General features: G+C 69.4%; 12 protein-coding genes. All 12 read left to right on the forward strand.

Going from position 1 to position 10,914, the window contains the following annotated elements:
* The first annotated feature begins 86 nt into the window (after positions 1-86).
* The 12 genes from G1H11_RS13410 to G1H11_RS13465 all read left to right on the forward strand — a co-directional run bounded on the left by G1H11_RS13410 (position 87) and on the right by G1H11_RS13465 (position 10,912).
* Entirely contained in the window at positions 87-2,729 is a 2,643-nt protein-coding gene (locus tag G1H11_RS13410) for a valine--tRNA ligase (protein WP_163819070.1), read from the forward strand.
* Positions 2,726-4,057, forward strand: coding sequence for a Mur ligase family protein (locus G1H11_RS13415; RefSeq protein WP_163819071.1), 1,332 nt, complete (start codon positions 2,726-2,728; stop codon positions 4,055-4,057). Before G1H11_RS13410 ends, G1H11_RS13415 begins: the two co-directional genes overlap by 4 nt.
* Before the next feature lie 22 nt (positions 4,058-4,079).
* Positions 4,080-4,433, forward strand: a complete 354-nt coding sequence (locus tag G1H11_RS13420) for a DUF4233 domain-containing protein (protein ID WP_163819072.1) — start codon at positions 4,080-4,082, stop codon at positions 4,431-4,433.
* 130 nt (positions 4,434-4,563) lie between these two features.
* On the forward strand, positions 4,564-5,403 hold the full coding sequence (locus G1H11_RS13425; RefSeq protein ID WP_163819073.1) for an SAF domain-containing protein: 840 nt from the start codon (positions 4,564-4,566) through the stop codon (positions 5,401-5,403).
* Between the two features lie 6 nt (positions 5,404-5,409).
* On the forward strand, positions 5,410-6,189 hold the full coding sequence (locus tag G1H11_RS13430) for a hypothetical protein (RefSeq protein ID WP_163819074.1): 780 nt from the start codon (positions 5,410-5,412) through the stop codon (positions 6,187-6,189).
* Positions 6,190-6,221: 32 nt separating this feature from the next.
* Positions 6,222-7,529, forward strand: a complete 1,308-nt coding sequence (locus tag G1H11_RS13435; RefSeq protein ID WP_163819152.1) for an ATPase, T2SS/T4P/T4SS family — start codon at positions 6,222-6,224, stop codon at positions 7,527-7,529.
* Positions 7,517-8,392, forward strand: a complete 876-nt coding sequence (locus G1H11_RS13440; protein ID WP_163819075.1) for a type II secretion system F family protein — start codon at positions 7,517-7,519, stop codon at positions 8,390-8,392. Before G1H11_RS13435 ends, G1H11_RS13440 begins: the two co-directional genes overlap by 13 nt.
* On the forward strand, positions 8,389-9,312 hold the full coding sequence (locus G1H11_RS13445) for a type II secretion system F family protein (RefSeq protein ID WP_163819076.1): 924 nt from the start codon (positions 8,389-8,391) through the stop codon (positions 9,310-9,312). The genes G1H11_RS13440 and G1H11_RS13445 overlap by 4 nt, the downstream gene beginning before the upstream one ends.
* A gap of 94 nt (positions 9,313-9,406) precedes the next feature.
* Positions 9,407-9,643: a hypothetical protein gene (locus G1H11_RS13450; RefSeq protein WP_216843739.1), complete on the forward strand. Its 237-nt coding sequence runs from the start codon at positions 9,407-9,409 to the stop codon at positions 9,641-9,643.
* A gap of 8 nt (positions 9,644-9,651) precedes the next feature.
* Positions 9,652-10,050 (forward strand): TadE/TadG family type IV pilus assembly protein, encoded by a 399-nt coding sequence (locus G1H11_RS13455; protein WP_163819077.1) that lies wholly within the window; start codon positions 9,652-9,654, stop codon positions 10,048-10,050.
* A 47-nt stretch (positions 10,051-10,097) separates the two neighbouring features.
* The gene (locus tag G1H11_RS13460) at positions 10,098-10,475 is read left to right on the forward strand and encodes a TadE/TadG family type IV pilus assembly protein (protein WP_163819078.1); all 378 of its coding nucleotides are present in this window, start codon (positions 10,098-10,100) and stop codon (positions 10,473-10,475) included.
* Positions 10,472-10,912, forward strand: a complete 441-nt coding sequence (locus G1H11_RS13465; RefSeq protein WP_163819079.1) for a pilus assembly protein TadG-related protein — start codon at positions 10,472-10,474, stop codon at positions 10,910-10,912. Before G1H11_RS13460 ends, G1H11_RS13465 begins: the two co-directional genes overlap by 4 nt.
* Positions 10,913-10,914 lie beyond the last annotated feature (2 nt).

Raw genomic sequence — 10,914 nt, forward strand, 5'->3', positions numbered from 1 at the left:
GTTTACATGATCATTTAGGTCGGGGAGCGCCCGGGGGTGGGATCGGGAGTGCGGAGAGGGGGAGGGAGTCCGTAGACTCTTCCGGCGTGACCGAATCCACGCGCGCCGCCTCCTCGGACGAGGCTTCTGGCTCCCCTGAGCATGCTCTGCCCACCGTCTTCGACCCCGCGGCGGTCGAGGCGCCGGTATACGCGCGCTGGATCGACCGCGGGTACTTCGAGGCCGACGACACGAGCGACAAGCCTCCGTACTGCATCGTGATCCCGCCGCCCAACGTGACCGGCAGCCTGCACCTGGGCCACGCGTTCGAGCACACCCTGATCGACGCCCTCGTTCGCCGTCGCCGCATGCAGGGTTACGAGGCGCTGTGGATGCCTGGGATGGACCACGCCGGCATCGCCACCCAGAACGTCGTCGAGCGTGAGCTGGCGAAGGAGGGCGTGTCCCGGCACGATCTGGGCCGCGAGGCCTTCGTCGAGAAGGTCTGGGAGTGGAAGGAAGAATCCGGCGGCAAGATCCTCGGCCAGATGCGCCGGCTGGGTGACGGCGTGGCGTGGAGCCGGGAACGCTTCACCATGGACGACGGCCTGTCCCGGGCCGTGCAGACCATCTTCAAGCGGCTCTACGACGACGAGCTGATCTACCGTGCCGAACGGATCATCAACTGGTGTGTGCGCTGCCACACGGCACTGTCCGACATCGAGGTCGAGCACAGCGAGGACGAGGGCGAACTCATCTCGATCCGCTACGGCGACGACGTCGTGGTGGCCACCACCCGGGCGGAGACGATGCTCGGTGACACCGCCGTCGCCGTTCATCCCGACGACGCGCGGTACCAGCACCTGATCGGCACCGAGGTGGAGCTGCCGCTCACCGGCCGCAAGATCCCGGTCGTGGCTGACACGCACGTCGATCCGGAGTTCGGCACCGGCATGGTCAAGGTGACCCCGGCGCACGACCCGAACGACTTCGAGATCGGCCGCCGGCATGACCTGCCCAACCTGACCATCATGGACGAGCGCGGCAATATCACCGCGCCGGGGCCGTTCGAGGGCCTGGACCGGTTCGAGGCGCGCCCGGCCATCGTGGCGGCGTTACGCGAGCAGGGCAGGATCGTCGCCGAGAAGCGCCCGTACCTGCACGCGGTGGGGCACTGCTCCCGCTGCGGCACGGTGGTGGAGCCGCGGCTGTCGCTGCAGTGGTGGGTGCGGGTGGAACCGCTGGCGAAGGCGGCCGGCGACGCCGTGCGTGACCAGCGGGTCACCATCCACCCGAAGAGCATGGAATCTCGGTGGTTCGGCTGGGTGGACGACATGCACGACTGGTGCATCTCGCGTCAGCTGTGGTGGGGTCACCGCATCCCGGTCTGGTACGGACCCGGCGGCGAGGTGGTCTGTGTCGGGCCCGACGACGAGCCACCGTCCGGCGAGGGGTGGGTCCAGGACGACGACGTCCTCGACACCTGGTTCTCGTCGGCGTTGTGGCCGTTCTCCACGCTCGGCTGGCCCGACGAGACGCCGGCACTGGCCAAGTTCTACCCGAATCAGGTCCTGGTCACCGGCTACGACATCCTGTTCTTCTGGGTGGCCCGGATGATGATGTTCGGCCTGTACGCCAACGCGGACAAGGGACCGGAGCAGGCCGTTCCGTTCTCCGAGATCGCCTTGCACGGCATGGTCCGTGATCAAAATGGCAAGAAGATGTCGAAGTCCTTCGGCAACGCCGTGGACCCGCTGGACTGGATGGACGCCTACGGCTCGGACGCCCTGCGGTTCACCCTCGCCCGCGGGGCCAACCCGGGCGTCGACGTCCCGATCGGTGAGGACTGGGTTCAGGCGTCGCGGAACTTCTGCAACAAGCTGTGGAACGCCACCCGGTTCGCGCTGATGAGCGGCGCGAAGGTGGGCGATCTTCCGCCGGCGGACGAGCTGTCCGTGCCGGACCGCTGGATCCTGTCCCGCCTGCACGCCACCATTGCCGAGGTCGACGCGTTCTACGAGGACTTCCAGTTCGCCAAGGCCTGTGACTCGCTGTTCCATTTCGCGTGGGACGAGTTCTGTGACTGGTACGTCGAGCTGGCCAAGACGCCGTTGAACGAGGGTGGCGCCGACGCCGAGCGGACCCGGCTGGTGCTCGGCCACGTGCTCGACACGCTACTGCGATTGCTGCACCCGGTGACGCCGTTCGTCACGGAGGTGCTGTGGACCACGCTGACCGGCGACGAGTCGGTGGTGGTTGCCTCGTGGCCGGAGGCCGACCATGGCTGGGCCGACCCGCAGGCGGAGGCCGGCTTCGCCGGACTGCAGAGGCTGGTCACCGAGGTACGCCGGTTCCGCAGCGATCAGGGGCTCAAACCGGGGCAGCGCGTCGCCGCCCGGTTGAGCGGACTGGACGGCATCGCCGGTTACGAGGCCGAGATCCGTTCGCTCACCCGGCTGAACGTTCCGGCCGAGGAGTTCACCGCGACCGCGTCTCTCACCGTGTCCGGAGTGACGGTGGAACTCGACCTGTCCGGTGCGGTGGACGTCGAGGCCGAGCGTCGTCGGCTCGGCAAGGACCTCGCGGCCGAACGCAAGGCGCTCGAACAGTCCGTCCGCAAGCTCGACAACGAGCAGTTCCTGGCCAAGGCGCCGGACGCGGAGGTCGAGAAGGTCCGTGCCCGCCGCGTGAGTGCCGAAGCGGAGATCGCCCGGCTGGAGTCTCAGCTCGCCCGTTTGGACGCCCGGTGAGCGCCCTCGCATTCGACGCGGTCCAGGAGGAGCTGCGGACCCGCTGGCCGGAGTCGAAGCTGGAGCCGTCCCTGGACCGGATCCGTGACCTGGTGGACGTTCTCGGGCAGCCGCAGCAGGTGTTTTCCACCGTGCATGTGGCCGGAACCAACGGCAAGACGTCCACGGCCCGGATGATCGACGAGTTGCTGCGTGAGCTCAACCTGCGCACCGGCCGGTTCACCAGCCCGCACCTCCAATCGGTGACCGAGCGGATCGTCATGGATGGCGAGCCGGTGACCCCGGAGCGGTTCGCCGAGCTGTATGCCGAGGTGGAGCCCTTCCTGGCGATCGTCGACGACAAGCATGAGATCCGCCTGTCCTTCTTCGAGGTGCTGGTGGCGATGGCCTACGCGGCATTCGCCGACGCCCCGGTGGAGGTCGCCGTGGTGGAGGTCGGCATGGGCGGTTCATGGGATGCGACCAACGTCGCCGACGGGAAGGTGGGCGTGATCACGTCGGTCTCCATCGACCATGCCGAGTACCTGGGCGAGTCGATCGAGGGCATCGCCGCGGAGAAGGCCGGCATCATCAAGCCCGGCTCCTTCGCCGTCCTCGGCGTCCAGCCCCCGGGTGCGGCCGAGGTCCTGCTGGGCCGGGTCGCCGAGGCCGGGGCGACGGTCGCGCGGGCAGGCGTCGAGTTCGGGGTGCGTCACCGGGAGATGGCCGTGGGCGGCCAGGTGGTCAATCTGCAAGGGCTGGCCGGGCCGTACGACGACGTCCTGCTTCCCCTGCACGGGATCCACCAGGCGGACAACGCCGCGCTCGCGCTGGCGTCGGTGGAGGCGCTCGTCGGCGGAGGCAGGGAGGCGCTCGACCCGGAGGCGGTGCGGGCCGCCTTCGCGCGGGTGACCTCTCCGGGCAGGCTCGAGGTGCTGCGCCGCGGCCCCGTGGTACTGGCTGACGCGGCGCACAATCCGGCCGGCGCCGCGGCGCTGGCGGCGGCCCTGTCCGAGGAGTTCGCGGCCACTCCCATGGTGGCCGTGGTGGCGATGCTGGCGGAGAAGGACGTCGAAGGGATCCTGGCCGCACTTGAACCGGTGGTCGAGGCTGTGGTGCTGACGGTGAACTCCTCGCCTCGGGTGCTCGCGCCGGAGGACGTCGCGCCGGTCGCGGTGGACATCTTCGGTGAGGACCGCGTCCACCAGGCCACGCCCTTGCCGGAGGCGATCGACCTGGCGCTCGCCATCGGGGAGCGGCAGTCGTCAACCGGCGCGTACGGCGCGGTGATCACCGGCTCGGTGGTGACCGCGGGCGACGCCCGTAACGTTTTCGGGGTAGAGAAATGACCAGTGTGACAGGGGTCTTGGGATGAACCGGATTGCCGCCACGATTCTCGGCGTCGAGATGATCGTGGTGCTTCTCGCTGTGCCGGTGGCGGTCAACGTCGCGGACGTATCGACGACGGCGGGCTGGGTCTCGGCGGGGATCGTCGCGCTTCTGTGCCTGGTGGGTGCCGCGACGGTGCGGCGCGGCGCCGTGGGTTACGTGATCGGCTCGGCCGCCCAGGTGGGCGCCATCGCCACCGGGTTCGTCATCCCCACCATGTTCGTCCTCGGCGGGATCTTCGCACTGCTGTGGGTTGTCCTGTTGAAGATCGGACCTCGGGTGGAGCGGGAGAAGGCGGAACGGGAGAGGGCACGACGAGGCGGCGCCGCCGCGTAGTCAAGGCTGTCTGGTCCGCCGGCTTGTTTGTGCAACTTCGCCTCGGTCCGGCTATTCTGCTCCAGGACGTGCGGGGGCAGCTTGAACGTCGATCTCATACGCGGGCAGACGGTAAGAGAACCAAGGGGTCATGGCCACATCGACAACGCAGAGCGGCGATGTTTCCGCTGATCGCCAGCGCACACGCGAACAGCGCGGCATCCGCAGCAATAAGAGCGTCGGACAGACCGACCGGCTTCCCACTCCGCCGCGGCAGCGGCGTCCTGCCCTGGCGGCGCTCGCCGTCCTGCTGATCGTCGGCGGTGCCGCGATGGCCGCGCTTCTCGCCCTTCGGGCCGACGAGCGGGTGCCGGTGCTGGTGGTACAGAACCGGATCCAGGCAGGCCAGCAGATCAGGGAATCCGATCTCGGAACAACCCCGGTGGCCTCCGAGGGCACGCTGCTCATCCCCGCGTCGCAGCTGGACCGGGTGGTGGGTCAGTTCAGTACGGTGCAGGTCGAACCGGGCCAGCTGCTCGACACGTCGATGATCGGTGGCAGCGGCATGCTGACCGACGGCAACGCGGCGGTGGGCGCGGCGCTGGCGAACGGCCGGTTCCCTGCCAGCGGCCTGCACCCGGGTGACGTCGTGGACCTGGTGGCGGTGCGGCAGGACGGCACCGGTGAGATCATCGCCGACCGGGTCAGGGTGAGCTCGGTCTCCGGTGCGGGTGGCGGCTCCGATCCGGTGGCGGGCGGTGGGATCAACGCCACCTTCATCGTCCCCGTCGCCGACCGCGCCGAGGTGGCCGCGTGGGCGTCGAACAACGCCCTTTCCGTGGTGCTGATCGAGCGCGGCACCGCGGTTGGTCCGGGCTCCGCCCCCGATTCGGGCGATACCGACGACGAGCCGGCCGACGACGAGCCGGCCGACGACGAGCCGGCCGACGACGGACCCGCAGGCGAACAGCCGGGCGACGGGGAGGACTGAGTCGAGGTGCTGATCGCTTTCGCTTCCGCGAAGGGGTCGCCCGGCGTCACCACGACCGTCAACGTCCTGGGCGACGTCTGGCCGGCCGATGTGATGGTGGCCGACCTCGATCCGGCCGGTGGCGATCTCGCGCTGCGGCACCGTGATCCCCAGGGCGAGCCGCTGGATCCGGAGCGCGGCTTGCTCTCGCTGGCCGCGGCTGCCCGCCGTGGGGTGGCGCAGAGCGAGCTGGAGTATCACGTTCAGCGGATCGACGGCGGCCTCGACATCGTCGCGGGCGTGGCCCGGCCGGAGCAGGTCACCGGCATCGGCCCGGTGTGGCCGGCGCTGGCGCACAGCCTGCGCGGCGCGGGGGTGGACGTGCTCGCCGACTGCGGCCGGGTCACGCCGGGCACCCCGGTCATGCCGGTGATGGCGGCGGCCGACGCGGTGGTGTTCGTCGTCCGCCCGTCTGTCGAGTCCTATGCCCACTTGCGCGAGCGGCTGCATTGGCTGTCCGACCCTCTGCAGATCGGCCAGCGGGGCAGCATCCCGGTGGGCGTCGTCGTCGTGACCTCGCCGTCCGACTCGTCGGCGGCTCGCGACCTGGACCGGCTCCTTCAGTACGCGGGGCTGCAGGTCTCGGTGCTCGGCCGGATCGCCGAGGATCCGAAGGCGGTCCGGGCTTTGACCGGTCAGGCGAGCAAACGGCTGGACCGGTCTCTCCTGGTGCGGTCCGCCCGGCAGGTCGCGACGTCGGTGCGTTCGATGGCCAGCGGCCGTTCAGCCGCGGCAGCGGGGAGGTGAGCACGATGGTGAGCCAGATGGAGCATGTCGGGATGGACCAGAACCTGGTCCGGCGGCTGCGTGAAGAGGTCGCGGACATTCTCGCGCGCCAGCGCCGCGACGACGCGGCCAATGGTGTCGCCCCGATGTCGGCCGAGGACGAGCGCCAGTTCGCGCGCGCGGTGATCGGCCGGGTGCTCGACTCCTACGCGCGTTCTGAGATCGCCGCCGGGCGTACGCCACCCAGCGCGGAGGAAGAGGAGGAGATCTCCTCCGGCATTCATGCCGCGCTGTTCGGCGTCGGCCGGCTTCAGCCGCTCCTCGACAATCCCGACGTCGAGAACATCGACATCAACGGCTGCGACCACGTCTTCATCCAGTACGCCGACGGGCGGGAGGAGATCGGCGCGCCGGTCGCCGAGAGCGACGACGAGCTGGTGGAGCTCGTCCAGATCCTGGGCGCGTACTCGGGACTGGCCAGCCGCCCGTTCGACTCGGCGAATCCCCAGCTGGACCTGCGGCTGCCCGACGGCAGCCGGCTGTCCGCGGTGATGGACGTGTGCGCGCGGCCGGCCATTTCCATCCGCCGCTCGCGGCTGTCCCGGGTTCATCTCGACGAGCTGCTGAAGTACGGCTCGATCACGGAAGAACTGGCGGCGTTCCTGTCCGCCGCCGTGGCGGCGCGCAAGAACATCATGATCGCGGGCGCCACCAACGCCGGCAAGACGACGCTGCTGCGGGCGCTGGCGAACGAGATCCCTCCGTACGAGCGGCTGATCACGGTGGAACGTGCCTTGGAGCTCGGGCTCGGCGAGTTCGCCGACCTGCACCCCAACGTGGTGGCTTTCGAGGAGCGGTTGCCGAACTCCGAGGGTATGGGCGCCATCACTATGGCCGAGCTGGTCCGCCGGAGCCTGCGGATGAACCCCAGCCGGGTGATCGTCGGCGAGGTGCTGGGCGACGAGATCGTCACCATGCTCAACGCGATGAGCCAGGGCAACGACGGATCGTTGTCCACCATCCACGCCAACAGCTCCATCGAGGTCTTCAACCGGATCTCCACCTACGCCATCCAGTCGGTGGAGCGGCTCCCGGTCGACGCCACGATGATGCTGATCGCCGGGGCCATCGATTTCGTGGTCTTCGTCGAGAAGCGCAACGACTACGCCAGCGGTGGCCGGCTTCGCCGGTTCGTCTCCAGCATCCGCGAGATCAACGGCGTGGACGGACGGGTGCTGTCCAGCGAGGTCTTCGCCGCCGGGCCCGAGGGTGTCGCCGTGCCGGCCGCGCCGATCAGCTGTCTCGACGAGCTGGTCGCCGTGGGATACCAGCCTGGAGCGGCGGCCGCATGGACCGCATGACGCCCACGTTCCTGCTGACCGTCCTCATGGGAGCGGCGGTCGGCGGCGGCGTGCTGTTGCTGTACGTCGCGCTGCGCGGCGTCGAGCTCCGCCCGCCGGCGCCGAACCGCGGCCGCCCGCTTCTCGAGCGCCTCGGCCGGCAGACCCTCATCGGCATCGGCGCCGGCGTGGTGGTCCTCGCCATCACCCAGTGGCCGGTCGCGGCCGTCGGTGGAGGCGCGCTGGTGGCGGCGTGGCCGATGCTCTTCGGTGGCGCGCGTGCCGAACGCGAGGCCATCGCTCGGCTCGAGGGGCTCGCGGCGTGGACCGAGTCACTCCGCGACACCATCGCCGGTGCCGTGGGCCTGGAGCAGGCGATCCCCGCGACGGTGTACGCCGCCGCGCCCTCTGTGCAGCCGCAGCTGCGCATGCTGGCCGACCGGCTGCGCATCCGGATGCCGATGCCCGAGGCGTTGCAGCGATTCGCCGACGACCTCGATGACCCGAGCGCGGATCTCGTGGTGGCGTCCCTGATTCTCAACTCCCGGTTGCGTGGACCCGGTCTGCGTCAGGTGCTCAGTTCGCTCGCCGACTCGGCGCGGGCCGAGCTCGACATGCGTCAGCGCGTGTTCGCCGGGCGCGCGAGCACCCGCAGGTCGATCCAGATCGTCGTCGGGTTCAGCCTGGCGTTCATGATCGGCCTGTCGGTGGTCAACCGCGAGTACGTCGAGCCGTACGGCACGGCCATGGGGCAGGTGGTCCTGGCCGTGGTGATCGGCCTGTTCGCACTCGGATTCATGTGGATGCGCCGGCTGTCCAACATCGAGGTCCCCGACCGGTTCCTCGTGACGGCTTCGCCGGGCAGCACGGGAGGCAGGTCATGACCCTGATTATCCTGGCCGGCGCACTGGTCGGCCTCGGCCTGCTCGTGCTGGGCCTGGTGCTCTTCCAGCCGCGGTCCAACCCCGCGGCCGCGCTGGCCCGCCTCGACCTGGACCGGGGCAGGGCCCGGCAGGCGCGGATCACCGCCGCGTCGTTCGATCCCCGCCAGGTCCGGGAGTCGGAGTCGCTGCGCAAGGTGGGTGGCCGCCTGCGCTCCTCCTTCGAGAACATCGGCATCGACCTTGGCGCGCTGCGCAGTGACCTGTCGCTGATGGGCCGTTCGCTGGAAGGTCACCTGGCGATGAGCGTGCTGGCGGCGCTCGGAGGCTTCCTCGCACCGGTGGTGCTGGATGTGCTGCTGATCCTCGGAGGGGTCGGCTTCGGCCTGTCGATGTCGTTCGTGCTGGGCATCGTCTTCGCGCTCGTGGGCGCGATCATGCCGACCTTGAGTGTCCGGGCCACCGCTTCGGAGCGGCGGCGGGACTTCCGCCACGTCGTGGGCTCGTTCCTGGACCTCGTGGCGATGAACCTCTCGGGCGGCAGGGGCGTGCCGGAGGCGCTCTCGACGGCGGCCAGCCTCAGCGACGGCTGGGCGATGACCCGGATTCGGGAGACTCTGCTGACCGCCCGCCTGCACGGCGTCACCCCGTGGGCGGCTCTGGGCGAGCTCGGCGACGAGCTGCGAATCGAGGAGTTGCGGGACCTGGCGGCCGCGCTCGCGCTGGTCGCCGAGGACGGAGCGAAGGTCCGGGAGTCGCTGGCGGCCAGGGCGGGTTCACTGCGCCGGCGCGAGCTGGCCGAAGTGGAGGGCAAGGCCGGTGAGCGGTCACAGTCCATGCTGGTGGCTCAGCTGCTGCTCTGCCTCGGTTTCCTCGTGTTCCTCCTGTATCCGGCCTTGATGGGCGTGCTGGAGGGATCGTGAGCATTTGTTTCAACGGCTGGTCACAGGGAGAATATCTCCGGGTGAAGATCGCAGGCCACGTAACACCGTCCAGAACGAGCAGGAGAACGAGTTGATGAACGCCTACTTCTCACCGTCCACGCCGCAGGGCATGTTGCTGCTCCTGCTCCGGTCCCGGCTCGATCGCGCTCAGGCCACGTCGCAACGAGGCGCGTCGGCGATGGAGTTCGTCATCATCACGGCGGTCCTGGTCGCGCTGGCGGCAGCGGTCGGCCTGATCATCTATAACATGGTCGAGGGCAAGGCCAACGAGATCCAGATCCCGGACACGCCCGGCGGCGGGAACCCCTGATCCGTTCCATGCCGGTCCGTCGTCGTTCCGAGCGTGGTGCCAGCTCTATCGAGATGGTGCTGTACACGCCCATCATGTTCTTCGTGATCTTCCTGATCATCCAGTTCGCGCTGCACTATCACGGGAACCAGGTGGCGCACGCCGCCGCGCGCGAGGGCGCGCGGGTAGCACGGCAGGGCGGCGGTACGGCGGATGCGCTGGCACTGGCGAGGAGTAGCGCCACGACGTATGCCAGCCGGGTAGGGGGAAACCAGCTGGTCGTCACCCGCGTCGATGCCATGGGAATCGGGGACGGCTACATCCGCGTCGAGGTCTGCGGCCGGGCCAAGGAGATCATCAAGAACATCACCCCCGAGGTGTGCCAGCATGTGGAAGGCCCCATCGAAGAGTTCCGGCCGGATCTGTAAGGCGTGTGGTGAGAACCGAGACGACGGCGAGACGTGAACGTGGATCCATGGCCATCGAGGTCGTGCTCCTCGTGCCGATCCTGGTCGCCGTCATGCTTCTCGTCATCGGCTTCGGGCGGTACGCCGACCGGCAGGGCGACGTGCAGTCCGCGGCCCGGGAGGCGGCGCGTGCCGCGTCGTATGAACGAGACATCGGCTCCGCGCAGGCAGCGGCACAGCAGGCGGCCAACCGGGCGTTGCCGGGCGGGCTGACATGCCAGGGTGTGGACCTGGGCGGCAGCAACTTCACCGCCGGCGGCTCGGTCACGGTGCGGGTGAGCTGCCAGGTGAGCTTCGCCGAGCTGGCCTTCGCCGGGTTCCCGGGGAGCGCCACCATGACCGGGCAGAGCGTCGCCCCGCTCGACCAGTGGCGGCGGACATCGTGACGGCATCCACGCTGCGCCGGCACCGCGAGGCCCCGGAGCGCGGCTCCATCAGCGCCATGGTGATCGTGCTGATCGTCATGCTGTTCGCGGTCGCCGGTCTCATCTACGACGGCGGCCGGGCCATCAACGCCCGGCAGCAGGCCTTCGACGACGCCGAGCAGGCAGCCCGGGCGGGCGCGAACCAGATCGATATCGACAGATTCCGCGCGGACGGCACCGTGGTGATCGTTCAAGGCGAGGCGGAGTATGCCGTGCGGCAGTACCTGGCCCAGCTCGACCGTACCTACACCACCGTCCGTGTCGGGGTCACCGGAGACTCGGTCGAGGTGGATCTTGGCCGCACGGTGCCCACTGGCCTGCTGCAGCTGGTGTTCGTGAGCAGCTTCGACGTCTCAGGCAGCGCCATCGCGCAGCCTGAAGTTGGAATTGGAGGATGACC

This window comes from Phytoactinopolyspora alkaliphila, assembly GCF_010550695.1.
In the GTDB taxonomy this organism is placed as follows: domain Bacteria; phylum Actinomycetota; class Actinomycetes; order Jiangellales; family Jiangellaceae; genus Phytoactinopolyspora; species Phytoactinopolyspora alkaliphila.

Excerpts from the sequence above, each read along its gene's own strand:
- G1H11_RS13420 (WP_163819072.1), top strand. The coding sequence starts at position 4,080 with ATGAACCGGATTGCCGCCACGATTCTCGGCGTCGAGATGATCGTGGTG.
- G1H11_RS13425 (WP_163819073.1), top strand. The coding sequence starts at position 4,564 with ATGGCCACATCGACAACGCAGAGCGGCGATGTTTCCGCTGATCGCCAG.
- G1H11_RS13435 (WP_163819152.1), top strand. The coding sequence starts at position 6,222 with ATGGACCAGAACCTGGTCCGGCGGCTGCGTGAAGAGGTCGCGGACATT.
- G1H11_RS13440 (WP_163819075.1), top strand. The coding sequence starts at position 7,517 with ATGGACCGCATGACGCCCACGTTCCTGCTGACCGTCCTCATGGGAGCG.
- G1H11_RS13445 (WP_163819076.1), top strand. The coding sequence starts at position 8,389 with ATGACCCTGATTATCCTGGCCGGCGCACTGGTCGGCCTCGGCCTGCTC.
- G1H11_RS13450 (WP_216843739.1), top strand. The coding sequence starts at position 9,407 with ATGAACGCCTACTTCTCACCGTCCACGCCGCAGGGCATGTTGCTGCTC.
- G1H11_RS13455 (WP_163819077.1), top strand. The coding sequence starts at position 9,652 with ATGCCGGTCCGTCGTCGTTCCGAGCGTGGTGCCAGCTCTATCGAGATG.
- G1H11_RS13460 (WP_163819078.1), top strand. The coding sequence starts at position 10,098 with ATGGCCATCGAGGTCGTGCTCCTCGTGCCGATCCTGGTCGCCGTCATG.